This window comes from Heterorhizobium halophytocola, assembly GCF_017873095.1.
GTDB classification, from domain to species: Bacteria; Pseudomonadota; Alphaproteobacteria; order Rhizobiales; family Rhizobiaceae; genus Allorhizobium; species Allorhizobium halophytocola.
The window spans coordinates 23,957-42,517 of record NZ_JAGGJU010000002.1 but is presented as its reverse complement, the minus strand read 5'-3'; the positions used below and the strand labels follow the sequence as shown (position 1 = coordinate 42,517).

The 18,561-nt window shown below is 63.3% G+C and carries 15 protein-coding genes; 8 read left to right on the top strand and 7 right to left on the bottom strand.

Translation table 11 applies throughout. The features are described 5' to 3' along the window. Positions 1-61: 61 nt before the first annotated feature. The 4 genes from J2Z17_RS03480 to J2Z17_RS03465 all read right to left on the bottom strand — a co-directional run bounded on the left by J2Z17_RS03480 (position 62) and on the right by J2Z17_RS03465 (position 3,686). Positions 62-841 carry an amino acid ABC transporter ATP-binding protein gene (locus J2Z17_RS03480; RefSeq protein ID WP_209942289.1) on the bottom strand — a complete coding sequence of 260 codons (780 nt, stop codon included), beginning with the start codon at positions 839-841 and terminating at the stop codon, positions 62-64. Then, on the bottom strand, positions 841-1,779 hold the full coding sequence (locus tag J2Z17_RS03475) for an amino acid ABC transporter permease (RefSeq protein ID WP_209942287.1): 939 nt from the start codon (positions 1,777-1,779) through the stop codon (positions 841-843). The genes J2Z17_RS03480 and J2Z17_RS03475 overlap by 1 nt, the downstream gene beginning before the upstream one ends. Beyond that, positions 1,776-2,663 (bottom strand): ABC transporter substrate-binding protein, encoded by an 888-nt coding sequence (locus tag J2Z17_RS03470; protein WP_209942285.1) that lies wholly within the window; start codon positions 2,661-2,663, stop codon positions 1,776-1,778. The genes J2Z17_RS03475 and J2Z17_RS03470 overlap by 4 nt, the downstream gene beginning before the upstream one ends. Positions 2,664-2,735: 72 nt before the next feature. Then, positions 2,736-3,686, bottom strand: a complete 951-nt coding sequence (locus J2Z17_RS03465) for an ABC transporter substrate-binding protein (protein ID WP_209942283.1) — start codon at positions 3,684-3,686, stop codon at positions 2,736-2,738. Between the two features lie 102 nt (positions 3,687-3,788). Between J2Z17_RS03465 and J2Z17_RS03460 the strand changes: the two genes are divergently transcribed. From J2Z17_RS03460 to J2Z17_RS03445, 4 genes are all read left to right on the top strand, one after another. Next, positions 3,789-5,114 (top strand): aminotransferase-like domain-containing protein, encoded by a 1,326-nt coding sequence (locus J2Z17_RS03460; RefSeq protein WP_209942281.1) that lies wholly within the window; start codon positions 3,789-3,791, stop codon positions 5,112-5,114. 428 nt (positions 5,115-5,542) lie between these two features. Then, positions 5,543-6,529: a tripartite tricarboxylate transporter substrate binding protein gene (locus J2Z17_RS03455; protein WP_209942279.1), complete on the top strand. Its 987-nt coding sequence runs from the start codon at positions 5,543-5,545 to the stop codon at positions 6,527-6,529. Positions 6,530-6,673: 144 nt separating this feature from the next. After that, the gene (locus J2Z17_RS03450; RefSeq protein WP_209942277.1) at positions 6,674-8,173 is read left to right on the top strand and encodes a tripartite tricarboxylate transporter permease; all 1,500 of its coding nucleotides are present in this window, start codon (positions 6,674-6,676) and stop codon (positions 8,171-8,173) included. A gap of 76 nt (positions 8,174-8,249) precedes the next feature. Further along, positions 8,250-8,738: a tripartite tricarboxylate transporter TctB family protein gene (locus J2Z17_RS03445; protein ID WP_209942275.1), complete on the top strand. Its 489-nt coding sequence runs from the start codon at positions 8,250-8,252 to the stop codon at positions 8,736-8,738. Positions 8,739-8,802: 64 nt separating this feature from the next. Here the strand turns inward: J2Z17_RS03445 and J2Z17_RS03440 are convergent, their stop codons facing one another. Continuing rightward, entirely contained in the window at positions 8,803-9,876 is a 1,074-nt protein-coding gene (locus J2Z17_RS03440; RefSeq protein ID WP_245223847.1) for a Bug family tripartite tricarboxylate transporter substrate binding protein, read from the bottom strand. Positions 9,877-10,038: 162 nt separating this feature from the next. Here J2Z17_RS03440 and J2Z17_RS03435 point away from each other — a divergent pair, with 162 nt between their 5' ends. The 3 genes from J2Z17_RS03435 (at position 10,039) to J2Z17_RS03425 (ending at position 14,444) form a co-directional block, all read left to right on the top strand. Beyond that, positions 10,039-10,710 carry a response regulator transcription factor gene (locus tag J2Z17_RS03435; protein ID WP_209942273.1) on the top strand — a complete coding sequence of 224 codons (672 nt, stop codon included), beginning with the start codon at positions 10,039-10,041 and terminating at the stop codon, positions 10,708-10,710. Between the two features lie 32 nt (positions 10,711-10,742). Then, the gene (locus J2Z17_RS03430) at positions 10,743-12,077 is read left to right on the top strand and encodes a sensor histidine kinase (protein WP_209942271.1); all 1,335 of its coding nucleotides are present in this window, start codon (positions 10,743-10,745) and stop codon (positions 12,075-12,077) included. Between the two features lie 96 nt (positions 12,078-12,173). Beyond that, the gene (locus J2Z17_RS03425; RefSeq protein WP_209942269.1) at positions 12,174-14,444 is read left to right on the top strand and encodes an acyl-CoA dehydrogenase; all 2,271 of its coding nucleotides are present in this window, start codon (positions 12,174-12,176) and stop codon (positions 14,442-14,444) included. Between the two features lie 73 nt (positions 14,445-14,517). Here the strand turns inward: J2Z17_RS03425 and J2Z17_RS03420 are convergent, their stop codons facing one another. Both J2Z17_RS03420 and J2Z17_RS03415 read right to left on the bottom strand, forming a co-directional pair. Further along, positions 14,518-15,081, bottom strand: a complete 564-nt coding sequence (locus J2Z17_RS03420; protein WP_209942267.1) for a DNA-3-methyladenine glycosylase — start codon at positions 15,079-15,081, stop codon at positions 14,518-14,520. A gap of 99 nt (positions 15,082-15,180) precedes the next feature. Then, the gene (locus tag J2Z17_RS03415) at positions 15,181-15,972 is read right to left on the bottom strand and encodes an ABC transporter substrate-binding protein (RefSeq protein ID WP_209942265.1); all 792 of its coding nucleotides are present in this window, start codon (positions 15,970-15,972) and stop codon (positions 15,181-15,183) included. A 221-nt stretch (positions 15,973-16,193) separates the two neighbouring features. Here J2Z17_RS03415 and J2Z17_RS03410 point away from each other — a divergent pair, with 221 nt between their 5' ends. Next, positions 16,194-18,512, top strand: a complete 2,319-nt coding sequence (locus tag J2Z17_RS03410; RefSeq protein WP_209942262.1) for a putative bifunctional diguanylate cyclase/phosphodiesterase — start codon at positions 16,194-16,196, stop codon at positions 18,510-18,512. The last annotated feature ends 49 nt before the right edge of the window (positions 18,513-18,561 follow it).

The window sequence follows — 18,561 nt, the reverse complement described above, 5'->3', positions numbered from 1 at the left end:
CCCTTGCCTTCAAAGGCCGGCGCAGTTGGGGACGACTACGGTCGCCTTGGGAGTGCTTTGGCTAGAGGAAGCGTGACAGAAAGGCCTGGGTCCGCGGGTGTTGCGGATTGCCGATGACCTCTTCGGGCTTGCCCATCTCGACCACGTGTCCGCCGTCCATGAAGACGACGCGATCCGCCGCCTCGCGGGCAAAGCCGATCTCGTGGGTCACGACGATCATCGTCAGTCCCTGCTGCGCCAGGTCCTTCATCGTCGACAGCACTTCGCCGACGAGTTCCGGATCGAGCGCAGATGTCGGCTCGTCGAACAGGATCAGCTGCGGCTGGATGGCCAGGGCACGGGCAATCGCCACGCGCTGCTGCTGGCCACCGGACAATTGCCGCGGATAGCTGTCAGCCTTGTCCGAAAGTCCGACGCGCGCCAGAAGCGCCTTCGCTTCGGCGATCGCCTCCTGCCGGTTGCGTCCGTGGACGCCGACCGGTGCCTCGATGATGTTCTGCAGCACCGTCATGTGCGGATAGAGATTGAACTGCTGGAACACCATGCCGATCCTGCGCCGCTGGCGCGCAATCGCATTGTTGGAAAGCCGCACGAGACGGCCTCTGCTCGGCTTGAAGCCGATCTGTTCGCCGGCCACCTCGATCGATCCCTTCTGGATATTTTCCAGATGATTGATGCAGCGAAGAAAAGTCGACTTGCCGGAACCGGAGGGACCGAGGATGACGACGACTTCTCCGGGAGCAACATCCAGGTCGATCCCCTTGAGCACTTCGAGCTGGTCGAACGACTTGTGGACATTGCGGGCGCGCACGAGCGGCGCCTGGGGGCTTGCGCTTTGCATCAGTGGGACGCCTCCTCGGCAAGGGCCGGAGCCGCAGCGGCCTGGACTGCGCCAGCGCCCGAACGGCGGTCGCCACGGCTGTAGTACCGTTCGATATAGCTCTGGCCGATATTCAGCACGGAGGTGATCAACAGATACCAGATGACGGCCACCATCAGCATCGGCACGATCTCGAACGTCCGGTTGTAGATCGACTGGACCGAATAGAGCAGGTCGGCCATGGCGATCACGCTGACCAGAGAGGTGGCCTTGATCATGCTGATCAGCTGGTTGCCTGTCGGCGGGACGATGGCGCGCATGGCCTGCGGGATGACGATGCGCCACAGGGCTCGCAGCCGGGTCATGCCGAAGGCTTCGGCCGTTTCGGACTGCCCGCGCTCGACCGACAGCAGGCCGGCACGAATGATTTCGGCCATATAGGCGGCTTCGTTGAGCGCAAGTCCGGCGATCGCCGCGGTCATCGGGGTGATGACGGAATTGGTGTCCCAGCTGGCGAGCGTCGGGCCAAAGGGAATGGCAATCGACAGCGACGGGAACAGCGTCGACATGTTGTACCAGAAGATCAGCTGCACCAAAAGCGGTGTGCCGCGGAAGAACCAGATGTAGAGACCGGCGAGCGACTTCGCCAGGCCATCGCCCGACAGACGCGCAATGGCCAGGATCAGACCGATGGCAACGCCGATCGCCATGGCGACCACGGTCAGGCCGAGACTGACGGTCAGGCCCTGCATCACCGTCGGATCGAAGAAATACTGCGCCACGACCGGCCAACCGAAGTTCTCGTTGTTGGCGACGATCCAGGCGAAGTCCAGGGCGATCAGGATGACGATCAGCCAGAGCGCCAGACGCCCGACCGGAAACGGTGTGTGGGCGTTGGCGACATCGCGGTCGACCGCATCGCCCGAAGGCGATGCGGAAAGCGTGGTCGCTTCACTCATTTCGGCAGAACCCCGCCGAGATTGATGCCGGGTTCCTTGATCATGTTGTTCTCAAGGCCCCACTTCTTCATGACGACCGCATAAGTGCCGTTGTCGATCAGTTCCTTGACGCCATCCTTCAGCACTTCGGCAAGCGGCGAGCCCTTCGGGACGACCGCGCCCTGGAACAGATCCTGGAACCCGTTCTTCTGGCCGACGCCGGAGAGTTCGAGCTGGCCATTGGCCTGGCTGACGAAATAGGTGAGTGGCGCCTGCGACGAGAAGAAGGCGTCGGCGCGCTTGGAGCGCACGGCCAGGATCGAGCTCGGCTGGTCGGTATAGGACTGCACCTCGACCGGATCCTTGCCGTTGGTCTTGCAGGTCTCGCTCTGGGCCTGGATCACGCGCTCGGCGGAACCGCCGGCCATCACCGCAATACGGCTACCGCAGGCCGTGTCGAGCGAGGTGATGCCCTTCGGATTGCCCTTGTGGACGGCAAAGACCACGAATTCCTGAACCCAGTCGACGAAGTCGTTTGCCTCTTCGCGGCTCTTGAAGTCGCCGACGGGACCGAAGGCGAACTGGTAGCGTCCCGCATTTATGCCGGCCAGCAGGGCCGGAAGGCCGCCGACGGTCTGGTGTTCGATCTTGACACCGAGAACCTGCCCGAGGGCGTCCGTCAGATCGGCGCTGGCGCCGCTCATCTTGGTGCCTTCGACGATCTCATAGGGCGGAAACGAACCATTGTTGACCGAGATCATCGTGCCGGATTTCTGAATGGCTTCCGGCAGCCGGGCAAACAGCGCGTCATCCTTCTTCAGCGTCGGAAGCGCATCTTCGGCATGAACGGCGCCCGCTGCCATGAAGCAGGCCAGGGCGGTGGATGCGATCATCTTGATATTCATTCGGTCATTCCCTCAAGTTTGGTTTTCAGTTTCTGGTCGAATGCTCGCGCGCAGGCGAATTCGCGGATGCCCTCAGGCAAACCGCGGGAAAAGTTCGGCAACCGTCAGGCGCCGTGGCATGATCTTCTGCTCGAAGAGCTCTTCGGCGAAATCCTCGATCATCCGGCGATTGGCAGCGATGCCGCTGTCCTTCCAGTCCGCGTCAAGATCGGCCGCGCAGCGGCGCAGCTCATCGATCATCCAGGGCGTGGTGTCGGCATATTTCTCGCGCTTTTCCAGCCAGATGCTCTGGCTCTCGTCGATCATCCGGCTCACCTCCTCCATCACCCAGGGATGTTCGTCGACTACGGCCGCCTTGAACGAGATGATATGCATGCCGGGCACATATCCAACACTGCTAAAGTAATCAACTTCTGCGGACCGGTAGTCGGGAAGAACCTGCCGGAATTGCGAGGTCTTGTCGAAGAAGCCCTTGGGCATGAACGGGGTGAAGACCGCGTCGAGGAAGCCCTCTGCCAGCAGGTCGACCATAGGACGCTCGTTAGGGCAGGCCTCGATGCGTCCCGGCCGGCCGAAGCCGTCAAGACGGTCGGTAATCGGATGGGCCTCGGTCAGACGGCCGGCATACCAGAAGGCATCCTCGACGCCGACGCCCTCGCGGCGCACCGCCGCCCGCGTCCAGGTATTGCCACTGTCGCGCCAGCCGGTGACGCCGATCTTCTTGCCCTTCAGATCGGCCAGGGTGCGGATATCGCTGTCCTTGCGGGTGATGATGCAGCGATGGCGAAAACCGCGCATGATGAAATTCGGAATGCCGACGATGGAGTTGTCGCCATCATGGCACAGCTGGGTGTAGCGGCTGAACGAGGTTTCGGCAGCGTCGTAGTCGCTCTTGCCGACATGAGAGACCAGCGTGCCGACCCGGTCGACAACCAGTTGCAGGCGGTCGGATACGACCTCTCCAAGCACGAGCGGGGTGATGTAGTCCCAATCACGGACGGCGATACGAAGGGTAATTGGCATTTCCAGTGGCATCCGAAATAAACTGTGATAGGCAGACGCTAAAAGTTCAATTTCAAAATGACAAATGCTATTACGTTATTGAACATTTAAAGGGATTAAAAATTGACCACCGAGATCGACGCCAGATGGTTTGCCGCAAAAATAAGCAATAAGAGCATTCAGGGAATCTCCATCGAAACCAGCGCCCTGATCCGCTCCGGCCTGCTGCCGGTTGGCACGCGCATGCCATCCATTCGCGACATTGCCTACGAGATGGGCGTCAGCCCGGCGACGATATCGGAGGCCTGGAGCGAACTACGGCGGCAGAAAATCCTCTCCGGCCGCGGCCGAAACGGCACCTGGATCTCCGGCGACCGCTTCATCGCCAAGCCGGAACGCCTGGCCAGCGCCGGCAATTACAGTGCCGATGTCCTCGATCTGTCGCAGGGCGTGCCCGATGTCGACCTGTTGCCGCGGCTGGATGCGGCGCTTGCCCATGCGGCCAGTCCGAGCAGCCTCAACAGCTACACCAGAAGCCGCATCATCCCCGAGCTGGAGGCGGCGATCCGGCCCGAATGGCCTTATGCGGCGGAAGCCTTCCTGACCACCAATGGTGGCTATAACGGCATCTATGCGGTGATCCATGCGCTGGTCCTGCCGGGTTCGACCATCGCCATCGAGCGGCCGACGGCGATGCGTCTGCTCGACATTCTTGAGGATCGCGGCGTCAACATCGTCCCCGTCGAATGCGACGCGGAGGGTCCCCTTCCCGCTTCGCTCGCCGCAGCGCTGGAGAAACGGCCGGCAGCCTTCCTCTTCCAGCCGCGCCTGCATTCCGTCTGCGGCCGCACGGTCTCGTCCCTGCGGCTTGCGGCCCTTGGCGACCTGCTGTCTGGCAGCGACGCGCTGATCATCGAGGACGACGGTGTCGGTGACGTTTCGCCCGCGCCGCGTCAGAGCCTCGGCGTCCGTTTCCCCGACCGCACCATCCACGTGCTGTCCTTTTCGAAGAGCCACGGCCCGGATCTTCGCCTGGCCGTGCTGTCGAGCACGCAGGCAATCACCGACCAGATCCAGTCCTTCCGCAGCTTCTCCGCCGGCTGGACCAGCCGCGTTCTCCAGGCCGCGACGGCCTATCTGATCCGGGATCCGGAAACCCGCGACCTCCTGGACCGCAGCCGCCAGATCTATCAACAGCGGCGCGACCGGCTGGAAACGGCTCTCGCCGCTCACGGCATCGATATCGGCCAAGGCGGCGGATTGTGCTGCTGGGTCCCGGTGGAGAATGAAGCCTTCGCCATGGTGACGCTCGCCGCGCGCAACATCGCGGTCCACCCCGGCGCAAAGTTCACCACCCTGCCCGACCCGCATATCCGCGTCGCGACATCGACACTGAAGGACCGCTATGACGAGGTTGCCGAGGCGATCATGCTGGCAAGCCGGCCCTGAGACCGGAGGCGGATCTATCGAAGGACGAATTTCGGCAATGCGAAACCGAAGCGCGGCCTCCCCTGCCCCCCTCAAGTCGTGGCCGAGGATTGACCGTACCTTGTCGCCCACACGGGATCTGTCGCAGATTGCGCCCATGACCGCATCCGCAGGGCGTTTGCCGCTCAGAAAGCTGCCGCGAACCGGTGGTTCGGACACCGATCGGCGATCAGTTACCGATATCGACGACAGCGGTTGAAAAGGCCATTCAACATGAGACAGCCAATCGGACAGGGTTCGGACAGGTGGCGGTGCTAGGGATTGGACATTCGAGGCGCGGACGTTTCTGAGGAGATGCGAAGTCTGCGCGGCGAAAACGGTCGTCGGGAGGAGACGATGTTCGGTGCTTTGCCGGGCGACCATGTCCAGTCACTTCGGGAGGAGCTCAGATGCCCAGATCCACATCCATTCTATTGCTGTGCGCAACGGCGCTTGCCAGCGTTGCCGTTGCTGCCGCTGCCCAGGCAGCAGACAAGCCGGCCCATTATCCGACGCGTCCGATCAATTTCGTCGTTCCCTACCCGCCGGGTGGCGGTGTCGATCTGACGGCGCGAACGCTGGCAACCCAGTTGCAGCGGATGACCAATCTCCAGTTCCGCGTCGAGAACCGCGCCGGCGGCGGCAGCGTTGTCGGCAACGCCTATGTGGCCAAGCAGGCCAAGCCCGACGGATACACCATCGACGTGATGTCCAACCCGACCATGGCAATCAGCGTCGAAGGCGGCAAGGCACCGTTCGGCGCGGATGACCTGCAGCCCATCGCCGGCATTACCTTCGCCCCGACGGTCTGGCTCTCCAATGCCAAGTCAAAAATCGGCAAGATGGATTTCAAGCAGATCATCGAATATGCCAAAGCCCATCCGGGCGAGCTGAAAGTCGGCGTCATTCCAAACGGCGCCTTCGACATCGCAACCCGTATCGTCCAGCGGGAAACCGGCGCAAAGTTTACGATCGTCCCGTTCCAGGGCGGCAAGCCGGCTGCAATTGCCCTGCTCGGCGGCAATATCGATATCGCTGCCAACTACTATGACGAAGTCGCGCAATATGTCGATGCGGGCGACATGATACCGCTTGCTGTTGCCGATAACACGCCGCTTTCGGCCATCCCCGATGTCCCGACGATGAAGGATGTGGGCATCAAGATGGAATCGGGCATCTGGGGCGCCGACCGGCTGGTCGCCGTCAATCCGAAGGTTCCGGACGACATCAAGGCCTATCTGAGCGCGATCATTCAGGACGCCCTGCACGACAAGGAAAGCCGCGAGGCTTTCGAAAAGGTCGGCATAGAATTGATGCCGCTGACCGCTCAGCAGGAACAGAAGCGCTACGACGTCTCGTTCACGGCCGTGAAGAACTATTACGCGACCGCCAAATAGCGCAATCCGACGCCCCATAGATCTGTGACGACCGCGCCGGCGCACCGGTGCGGTCCCGCTCGGTACGCGGCGCGCGTCGGTGAGGTTCCGCACGCGCCGGCACGGGTTTTTTATCTCGAATATGAATTTGGAGGAAGAACGATCATGCTCGAAGGCTTTCTGAACGCGGTGGCACCGTGGAGCCTTGCGGTCGAGATCATCGGGGTGATCATCGGCATCATCTTCGGTGCGATCCCCGGCCTGACCGCGACGCTCGGCATTGCTCTTTTCGTGCCGGTGACATTCCTGATGAGCCCGGAGCACGGCATGATCATGCTCGGCGGCATCTATGCCGGCGGCATTTTCGGTGGCAGCATCTCCGCCATCCTGCTCAACGTTCCGGGCACGCCGGCCTCGATCGTCACCGGCTGGGAGGGTCATGCCCTGGCGCGCCAAGGCAAGGCGCCCTTCGCGCTCGGACTTGCGGCCCTGAGCTCCGGCGTCGGCGGGGTGATCTCCGCCATCGCCGTCCTGTTCCTGACACCGGTGCTGTCCAGGCTGGCGCTGACCTTCGGATCGCCGGAATATTGCGCGCTCCTGATCTTCAGCTTCACCATCGTCATCGTCATGCTGGAAACCCCGCTGGTCGGCAATCTATTCGGCTGCGTGGTCGGACTGCTGATCGTCACCATCGGCCTCGACCCGGTGGTCGGCACTCCCCGCTTCACCTTCGGCGTCACAGACCTGATGTCCGGCTTCAACATGGTGGCCGTGCTCATCGGCTTCTTCTGCATGACCCAGGCGGTGGTGCTGGCGCTCGACAGCCTGCGCGGCGATCCGGCGGGACCGGTGTCGTTCGAAGGCAGCAGCGACCACGGCGTCCTGGTGCGCACGCTCGGCAACCGGATCGGCACCTATCTGCGCTCATCGGTGCTCGGCGTGTTTCTCGGCATCCTGCCGGCGCTTGGACCTGTCGAAACGCCTTTCATCGCCCACGCCGTCGAGCGACGCTTCAACCGCCGCGGCGAGAAGTTCGGCGAGGGCTCGATCTCCGGCCTGATCGCCTCGGAAGCCTCGATCAGTGCCAATGTCGGCGGATCACTGATCCCGCTGATCTCACTCGGCATTCCCGGCAGCGGGGCCGCAGCCGTGTTCATCGGCTCGCTGACCCTGCACGGGTTGCAGCCGGGGCCGATGCTGTTCGTCAATCAGACGGCGCTGGTCTATACCTTCTTCTGGGGCTTTCTGATCCTCAACCTGTTCATGCTGTTCTTCGGTCTGTTCGGCGTGCGCTATTGCGCAGCGGTGCTGAAGGTACCGAAAAGCGTGATCGCCACCTTCGTCGCAGTCTTCTCGCTGCTCGGCTCCTATTCGATCGAGAACAGCCTGTTTGACGTGTTCGTCATGCTTGGCGCCACCGTCTTCGCACTCTGGTTTCAGGCCCTCAGGATCTCGATCCTGCCGGTGGTCATGGCGATCATCCTCGGGCCGCTGTTCGAACAGCAGGCGGTGGTGCTCGCGACCTCCTACAGTTCAGTCATCGACGTGCTGGCAAGGCCGATCACCGATGGTTTCCTGCTGGTCTCCATCGGCATGGTGGCCTTCAGACTGCTGCGCCGCAAGCCGCCGCTGGAGGTAGACGAGACCGTGCCGGCCCATGGCTAGGGCAATCGCGGCGCGCTTTGGCCTCGGCGACGAAGCGCGTCGACAGCCAACAATCTGTTCCAAGGGATGCACAACCATGCTGGCCTTCAAACTTATCTCTTATCTCGCCTTTGCAATCTTTGCGGCGATCCTCGGCTACCAGGCGCTCGACATCACCGGCATGGCGATGGTCTATCCGATGGTGCTGGTGGTACTGGTGCTCGTCGGTTCGCTCGGCACGTTCGCGGTCACCGCGATATGGCGCCAGCCGATCGTGGCATCCGCGGATGCTGCCCATCTGGCGACTGCCCGCGGGCCCGAATTGACCAGGCTCCTGAGCTTCTGCCTACTGTGGGTCTGCTATCCCGTCGCCTTGCCGATCGCGGGTTTTCTCGTGTCGACCATCCTTGCGATGACGATCTCGTTCTGGCTTTTGAAAATGGGCCGGCCGATCGTGGGCTTTTTCGGCGCGGTGGTCTTTGCTCTGGCTCTGTCGGTGCTGTTTGCCACCGTCTTCTACATTCCGGTGCCGCAGGGCGTCGTCGACACCTGGCTCACCGAATATCTCTACACGCTGACCGGCTGAGCATAACGGCGCCCGCACGATGTCGACCTTGGCGCAGTCCCGTTTCGTCGGCACGGCACGGCGGTCATTCGCCGAGCTTCACCCCGAATTCGCGGGCGAGCATGCTCGTCACCATGGCCCGGCCTTCCTTCGAGATCGTCGTGCCCTTGGCAAACAGGGTTTCGGCCGCCGGGCCGACGGCCAGCTTGTAGTTCCCGAGGATCGATTCCACCTGCGACTGATAGTCGGGGTCCTGCCGGATGGCAGAGAAGGCGTCCTCATAGGCCTTGACCACGTCATCCGGCGTGTCTTTCGGCACGAAGACCATTTTCTGGGCCGGAAAGCCGGCGGCGAAGATGGCGAAATAGGCCTCATATTCCGCGCCCTCAGGCGCATGGCCCTTGATCGTCCGATAGACCTCGTCGAAATCCGGCAGGTCTGGAAAGGTTGGATCGCGGGCAAGATTGCCCTTGTCGTCGACTACGCCCCAGGTGAACAGCGGCACCGCATCCGGCGCATCGACCAGGGGTGGCGTGGCATTGAGATAGGCGGCCGTCGTCTGGTAGTCTATGTCGACATCCCCGTGGGAAAAGGCCAGCCGCGTGTCGGCCCTTCCCTTGTAGCCGAACACGTGCTGGACATTCAGCCCGAGCAGCCTGAACCCGAGCAAGGGCACGAGATCGAGCGAGGTGGCGCCGAGATTGCCAAAGGTCAGCCTGTGCTTCGCCAGATCGGCGAGATTGGCGGAAGTGACGCCAAGATCCGGCGCAGCATAGACGACCCCGTTGGTCGGCATCGCCATCAGGATGCGCCAGTCCTTGTAATCGTAGCGGACCCGGGGATCGCCGAGCAGATAGGCAAACTGGGTGGAGGCGGTGGTGATCAGCAGGTTGAGGCCGTTGGGCTTTGCGCGGGCGGCAAACTGGTTCGTCCCCTTGATCGAGCCGCTGCCCGGCTCATAGTCGATATCGACATCGGGATGGCCCGGCAGATATTTGGTCAGCAGCGGAGACAGGAACTGGGCGATGACACCCGAGCCACCTCCTGGCGGAAAGGGAACCGTCCAGGTGATCGTCTTGCCGGTGAAATCGGCCATCGCCTGCGCGCTCGCCGCCGGACCGGCGACGGCGAAACCGATCGAAAGGATCAGAGGCGCCATGCGGCGGCCCCTGGCAGTGGTCTCCCTCATGTTGCCCTCCCAGAACAACGCCCCGGCGAGACAACGCCAAGGGCGCTCCACCGGGATCGGGGGAAGCTACGTCTTTCGAAAGCCTGAATAAAGTCCGTTCCGTGAATTTAACGCTCCAGTCCGGGAAATCCTATGCGCATCGTCATCATCGAGGACAATGAAACGCTTGCAAGGGCCGTCAAGGGCGCCCTGCAGGACCAGGGCTTCGGAGTCGACTGGCTGGCCGACGGGCTTGCCGGCGAAAGCTTCCTGCGCCAATCGCGGCCCGACGTCGCGGTGATCGACATCAATCTGCCGGGCCAGAGCGGGCTGGAGATCGTCCGGGCATTGCGCCGGCGGCATGATGCGACGCCGATCCTGATCCTGACGGCCAGGGGCGCCACGTCGCAGCGGGTCGAGGGGCTGGACGCCGGCGCGGACGACTATCTGGTCAAGCCCTTCGAGATGGAAGAGCTGATTGCGCGGCTGCGCGCGCTCGGCCGCCGCCGCCCATCCATGGACGCTCCGACCGAAACGCTCGGCAATCTGACCTTTCACCGTGGCCAGCGCCAGTTGATGACCGTCGCCGGCGCGATCGAACTGCCGCGCCGCGAGCTCGCACTTTTCGAATGCCTGCTCGAACATCGGGCGCGTATAGTGTCGAAAACGATGATATCAGATACCCTCTATGGAACAGGCGCCGAGGTAGAGGCGAATGCGATCGAGCTTCTGGTATCGCGGTTGCGGCGCAAGCTGGAGGGCACCGGGGTGCATATCCACACCGCGCGCGGCCTCGGCTACATGCTCGACGGGGAGGACAATTGAGACCGACATCGCTCAGAGGACGACTTTTCCTGATGATCGTCGGACCGCTGGTCGTCGTCGCCTGTGTCTCTTCGGTCGTCCGCTACGGCCAGTTCACGCTGCTGTCGCGCCAGCTCTACGACAACGCCCTGCTGACAGTCGCCCTGACAATTTCGCGCGACGTCACGATCAACGAGGGCGACCTGTTGACCAAGACGGTGCTCGACGCCCTGGCCAGATCGCTCGGTGACACGGTCTACTATCACCTCACCGGCCCCGATGGGGCCTATGTCACCGGATATTCGAACGCGCCTCCCCTGCCCGACGGTCTCCACAACGAGCTCGGCAAGCCCGCCTATTTCGACGCCGTCTATATGGGCAAGCCCGTGCGCGCCCTCTACATGACCGAATATGTCCGGGACCTGCCCGACAGCGGCCTGGTGACCATGGAGGTCTGGCAGACGATCAACCAGCGCCAGCAGCTGAGCTTCAGCCTGCTATCCTCGTCGGCGGCCTATTTCGCCATGCTGGTCCTGGTCGCCGCGATCGCGGTTTGGTTCGGCATTCGCCGCGGCCTGCGGCCTCTCGAAGAACTGGAAGCCGACATTTCCAGCCGCACGCCGGAGGACCTGCAGCCGATCAGCCGCATCGTGCCGGCGGAAATCGGCACGGTGGTCTCGGCAATGAATTCGCTGTTTTCGCGCCTCACCGAAGCCTTCGCCATCCGCGACGCCTTCATCTCCGACGCCGCCCACCAGATGCGTACCCCGGTCGCCGGCATCCAGGCCCAGGCCGAGGCGGCACTGACGGCGCGCAACGAGGCGTCGCTGCGTGAACGCGTCACCGAGGTGGCCCTGGCCGCAAGGCGGGCGGGTCGGCTGACGCACCAGCTGCTGTCGATGGAACGGGTGCGCGGTCGCAATCTCAGGAGCCTGTCGGGCACTTTCGACCTCGAGGCCCTGGTCGCCGACACGACACGCAGCTTTGCAGAGCGCGTCCTCCCGAAAGGCATAGACGTACGCTTTAGCTCCGAGGGCCGGCCGCGCCCCTTTACGGGCGATGCAACGCTGCTACGGGAAGCGATCCTGAACTTGCTGGAAAATGCCGAAAAATACGGAAACCCCGACCATCCGATGATCGAGGTGGCGCTCACATTCCACGCCGATCGGGTGGAACTGAGCGTCGAGGACAATGGCCCCGGCATATCACAGCACGCGCACAAGCGCGTCTTCGATCGCTTCTATCGGCTTGCCCCGGAAAGCGCCGTCGGATGCGGGCTTGGTCTTGCCATCGTCAGCGACGTGGCACGCCATCACGGCGGCTGCGCGACTGTAGACGATATCGCCACGGGTTGCCGTATCCGGGTCGTACTGGCAAACGCGCAATAGGGCACGGTTGATCCGTCCTCACCCATCACGATCTTCACCGCAGCATGGAACAAACCGGTGCCGGGACCATTTTCTGCATTAACCGGGGGTGCAAACATGAGTCTTCGTACAGTCCGCCGCGACTATCTGACCAAGCCCATTTTCGGCTGGGCCACCAAGGTCATGCCGCCGATCTCAGAGACAGAGCAGGAAGCGATCGGCGCCGGCACGGTGTGGTGGGATGGTGAGCTTTTCAGCGGCGATCCGAACTGGGACAGTCTCGTCGCCATGCCGCCGGCGCGCCTGAGCGAGCGCGAACAGGCTTTCATGGACGGTCCCGTGCACCACCTGTGCACCATGATCGACGAGTGGAAGATCGCCTGGGAGGACCGCGACCTGCCGCCGGAGGTCTGGCGCTTCCTGCGCGACGAGCGTTTCTTCGGCATGATCATCCCGCAGGAATTCGGCGGGCTCGGCTTTTCCAACACCATGCATTCGGAGGTGGTGCGCAAGGTGTCGACCGCAAGCGTGGTGGCCGGCGTCACCGTCATGGTGCCGAATTCACTGGGACCGGGCGAGTTGCTTTTGCATTTCGGGACCGACGAACAGAAGAACCACTGGCTGCCGCAGCTGGCGGATGGTCGCGAAATCCCCTGCTTCGGCCTGACCTCCGAGCATGCCGGCTCCGACGCCGCCTCGATGACCGACACGGGCGTGATCGAGGAAGGCGAATTCGAAGGCCGCCGCACGCTCGGCATCCGGCTCAATTTTCACAAGCGCTACATCACGCTCGGCCCGGTCGCGACCGTCATGGGGCTTGCCTTCAAGCTTTCCGATCCGGACGACCTGCTCGGCGGAGGTGTCGAACGCGGCATCACCGTGGCGCTGATCCCGACCTCGACGCCGGGTGTGCGCCATGGCGAACGCCACGTGCCGCAATTCACCCATTTCCAGAACGGCCCACTTTACGGCGAGGACGTGTTCATCCCGCTCGACTGGATCCTGGGCGGCCAGCAGCAGATCGGCCAGGGCTGGAAGATGCTGATGACGGCGCTTGCCGCCGGACGCAGCATCTCGTTGCCCTCGCAATCGGCAGGGGCCGCAGCCATGTGTGCTCGCACCAGCGGTGCCTATGCCCGGATCCGCCGCCAGTTCAACGTGGCGATCGGCGAATTCGAGGGCGTGCGCGAACAGTTGGCCGACCTTGCCGCCAACGCCTATCTGATCGACGCTGCGCGCCGCCTGACGCTCGCAGCCCTCGACGAGGGCCACAGGCCCTCGGTCATTTCGGCGATCATGAAATATCATGCGACAGAGCGGATGCGGAAATCCGTCGAGAAGGCCATGGATATTCATGGCGGCAAGGGGATCATCGACGGGCCGAAGAACTATCTTGGCGGCCAGCACCGCTCCGTCCCGGTCGGGATCACGGTGGAAGGCGCCAATATCCTGACGCGCAATCTGATGATCTTCGGCCAGGGCGCGATCCGCTCGCATCCCTATATGCTGAAGGAACTGACGGCTCTGTCGCACCCCGACACCAAGGCGGGGCTCGACGCATTTGATCGCAATTTCTGGGCGCATGCGGGCCACACCATCCGGACGCTGTTCAAGGCCCTCGGCCGGGGCTGGAGCGGCGGCCGGGTCGGCCCGGCACCCGATGCCGCTGCCCTCCCCCATCACTGGCGCCAGCTATCCCGCTTCTCGGCCGCCTTCGCGCTGTTGTCCGACATGGCGCTGCTCACCCTCGGTGGCCAGCTGAAGCGGCGGGAAATGCTGTCGGCGCGCATGGGCGACATCCTCTCCGAACTCTATCTGCTCGGTGCCGTCCTGAAACGCTACGAGGACGAGGGCCGGCAGGCCGAAGACCTGCCGATCGTTGACTATCTGATGATCCAGGGGCTGGAGCGGATCGCGATCGCTTTCGACGGCGTGCTCGACAATCTTCCGTCGCGCTGGGCCGCCATCCTCGTCCGGTGCATCGCTTTTCCCGCCGGCCTCCGGCACACCCGTCCCTCCGACAAACTGACGTCTGAAGTTGCCGCCATCCTGTTGGAGCCATCCGCGCAGCGCGACCGGCTGACGCCCGATCTCTATCTCGGCGAGGGCCGCGACGCGCATCCGGTCCAGGATCTGGAAACCGCCTTCACCCTCGTCACGGCGGTAGCGCCGATCGAAGCGAAGATGCGGCAGGCAAAGATCCGCGATCCAGAGGAAGCCGTGGCGGCTCGCATCATCACCGAAGCCGAATTCGCCGCGTTGCAGGCAGCACAGGCAACGGCGATGACGGTGATCGCCGTCGACGCCTTTCCGATGGAAGAGATCTCGCCGCTTGCCGGCCAGCATCGCCGCCAGGGTTCTCCGCGTCACGACGAGGCCGCGGAATGACGGCAGCGGACGAACATCGGAAGGCCCGGAGCACACGCATCCGTTCCGTCCCGATCACGCCGTCGGTCGCGCGCTAGAACTTCCGGCTTAGAAAAGGCGAGCCCTGAAGGCCGAAACGCCAGTCCATGTCGACAGCCTTTGTCAGCCCGATCCGCGTCCCGCGGATAACGGCTATGGTATCCGTGTCGAAATCCAGTGCGAAGGGTTCGGCATCGAGCGACCGGCCGTCGAGGTCTGCCGTCACGGCAAGCGCCTGGCAAAGCCGTCCCGGGCCCGCGCACAGTAGACGGGCGTTTTCGACGCCGCGGCGCTCGCGCATGACCTCCAGCCCCACCCTTGGCTCCAGCGCCCGGATCAGCACCGCGCTGCCGGGCCGACAGACGAAGTTGAGGCACCAGTGGATGCCGTAGGAGCGGTAGACATAGGCATGCGCCGGGATACCGAACATCGCCGCGTTGCGCGGCGTCTGGCCGCGAAAGCTGTGCGATGCCGGATCATCGGGCGTATAGGCCTCCGTCTCGACGATCACGCCGCCGACGCCGTTCACCGTCAGTTGCGTGCCGATCAGGTCGGCGGCGACCGCGACGGCATCGCGATCGAAGAATTCCGGAACCACCCTGGAGACGTCGCCTCTCATATCCACCTTCATGAGGAGCCCGGCGACAGTGCTCCGCGCCGGTATCTGCCAGGATGGAGGATTGCCAGCCGGACTGCAATAGAGCCGGCCGCGCCCCCATCAGCGGATGCTGAACGGGAAATACTTCGCGTTGATCCGGTCATAGGTGCCGTCGGACTGGATCTGGCTCAGGGCTGCATTCAACTGGCTGAGCAGCGCGGTATCCTCCTTGCGCAGCGCGATGCCGGCGCCCTCGCCGAAATAGACGGGATCCTTGATGTCGCCGCCGTCGAAATCGCAGCATTGGCCGGCCTTGGTATTGGCCAGCCAGTCGTAGATCGCCAGCTTGTCTTCGAGGATGATGTCGACGCTGCCGTCTTCCAGGCCCTGATAGAGTTCGGGCGATTTGTCGAATACGGTGATCTTGGCGCCCTCGTATTTCTCCTGGGCATAGGCAGCCTGCGCGGTCGACAGCGTGACGCCGAGCTTGACGCCATGCCAGTCGCCCTTTGCCACACCCTTCACCGGATCATCCTTGCGCCGGACCAGAACGGAAGGGCTGTCATAGTAGCGTGCGGTAAAGGCGACCTTCTGCCGGCGCTCCTGGCTCATCGACATCGAGGAGACGATCACGTCGTATTTGTCGGCCAGCAGGTCGGGGATCATGCTGTCCCATTCCTCGACAACAAATTCACACTGGATCGACGCCGCCTTGCACAAGGCGTCCGCAATCTCGACGTCGAAGCCCTGAAGCTTCTGGTTGGAATCGAGATAGTTGAACGGCGGAAAGGCGCCCTCCACGGCGATGCGCACCGGCTCTGCCGCCGATGCCCCTGTGGCGGACAGTCCGATACCCATGGTGCAAGCAAGGATCACCGAGGTCATGAGCGTAGAGATTGATCTGCGGGGCATTGTTGCGAATCCCTTCTGAATCCGGGGCTGAGGAATGGGCATTGGGATGGCCATGGGCCGTTGATCGCAGTGAAACAGAAAAACCTTAATGCGTCGTACGAGACGAATCTAAAATTCCCACATCTAAAAAAGGCTTCCTTAACGTATTTGTTAAAGCATAAAGCAACACCCGGAGTTGTCCTTTGCCTACCTTCCGCCTTAACTCGATCCTGGCCCGATGGATGCGGAGCTCGACCGGCTCTATTCTTCCGCTTGTCGCGCTGAGCTGCGCAGGCACGCTCGCTCTGGTGATCCTGTCCTCCATCTGGGCGGGATCGGAAGCCGATCTGGCAGCCCTGGACCGCCAGCAGCAACTGGTCGACAGCCGACTCAACGACCAGCTTCGCCGCGCCGCCCGCGATGTCAGGCTGATGAGCACCGGCTATGCCTCGCTGCTTCTGGCCATGCGCAGCGATAATGGCCAGATGCCGGGCATTGCCCCCGGCGCGCGCATCACCGACCCGAAGGGATCGCTGCAGAGCGACGTGTTCAGCGAGATCTTCACCTCTGTCTTCGGCTATAACGAGACCTATCTGGTCAGTGGATCCGGCGATCTATTTCTGGATGGCGACGCGGCTAGCGTCCAGCGCTACAACTGGCTTCGCCCGCTGCTGCAGCCGCAGATCGACGCGGCAAGACTGACGCAGAAACAACCTTTCACCTTCGGCAACGGCCAGGTCGGGATGCGCCGCGACGGGCCTGAAAACGCCGCCCATGTCGAACTGACGCGTCTCGAGGGCCGCCCCTCGATCGTCGGCACCATCGCCGTCGGCAAGGACCCGAGGCCCGGCCATGCCGCCGAAGCGCAGGGGGCCAAGGCTGGCGACGGGCGCATCTACCTCATCGCCTTCCAGTTTCTCGACGGCGCGGTGCTCGACGCGCTCAGCCGCGAACAGGGGCTGAGCGGCGCCCGCTATGCGCGCACGGCGGATGCCGAAGGGGAGGAAGTGGTCTTCCCGATCGAGGCAACCTCGGATAGCGAACCGATCGGCTACATCATCTGGAAACCGGACCTGCCGGGATCGCGGGTCGTCTCCCGCCTCGTGCCGGCGCTCTCCTTTGCCGGGCTGATCATCGCCGTCCTGTTTTTCGCCCTGTTTTCCCGCCTGCGGCGGAGCCTGACGGAGCTGCGCGCCAGCGAGCACCACGCCCGCCATGTCTCCCTGCACGATGTCCTGACCGGTCTGCCGAACCGGGCCATGCTGAACAGCCGGTTCGACGACAGCCTGCGGATGTTGGCCGAGGATGGAAGGCGCACCGCCGTTGCCCTGATCGATCTCGACCGGTTCAAATCGGTCAACGACACCTTCGGCCATCAGGCAGGCGACGAACTGCTGAAGCTGGCGGTCGACCGTATCCGCCGGCTGATGCGGCCGGGCGACACCCTGGCGCGCATCGGTGGCGACGAATTCGCCCTGCTGCTGCCCGAAATTCTGGGGGCCGATCGGGAACCGCACGCCTTCTGCATGCAGATCGTCGACGCCATGAGCGTCCCCTTTCCCCTGCGGGAGGGACAGGCAACCGTCTATGTCGGCTGCTCGATCGGCCTTGCGATCATGAGCGACAGATCGCAGACGACGGCTGAAATCCTGCAATCCGCCGACCTGGCACTTTATGCGGCCAAGGCTGCCGGCCGTGGCTGCTGCGTCACCTTCGACCCGTCGATGAGCCAGGACAGCCGCGCGCGCGAGGCGTTGAAGGGCGATCTGCGCGAAGTCCTGTCCCGCAGCGACAGCCCTGCGTCGAAGGTTGAAGACATCGGTGACGTCGGCCAGCTGGAGGTGCATTACCAGCCGATCCATTCCTCCGCGCCCTCGGCGGATTTCTGCGGAGCCGAAGCGCTGGTGCGCTGGCGCCATGGCAGGCTCGGTCTCCTCTCCCCCGACAAGTTCATCGCCCTTGCCGAGGAAGGCGGGCTGATCGTCCAGCTCGGCAATTTCGTCCTGCGCGAGGCCTGCCGGGCCGCTCTGCTCTGGCCCGAAGACAGTTTCGTCGCGGTCAATGTGTCGCCGACCCAACTGCAGCGGGAAACCTTTGAGACCGAAGTCATGACGATCCTCAAGGAGACCGGTCTTGCGCCATCCAGGCTAGAACTGGAACTGACGGAGACGGCGCTGTTCGACCTCGACTGCAATGCCCAGGCAGCCCTGTCGCGGCTTCGTGCCGAGGGCATTCAGATCGCGCTCGACGATTTCGGCACCGGCTTTTCCTCGCTCAGCCACCTCATGCATTTCGGCATAGACCGGGTGAAGATCGACCGCTCCTTCGTCGGTCTTCTGGGGACCGAGGCGAAGGGCGCGACCATTGTCTCGGCAATCGTCGGCCTCAGCCGCGATCTCGGCATCGCCTCGACGGCGGAAGGGGTGGAGACCGCGGGCCAGCGCGACTTCCTCGCCGCCGTCGGCTGCACGGTGCTGCAGGGCTATTTCTTCTCCAAGCCCCTGCCGAAAGACGCGTTCCTGCGCTATCTGCCGCAGACGGACCGCGCGGAGCGTCACTAGCCACCGCTCCCGCACCTGTCCCGAGCCCGGCCCTGCGGAACCTTTCCGC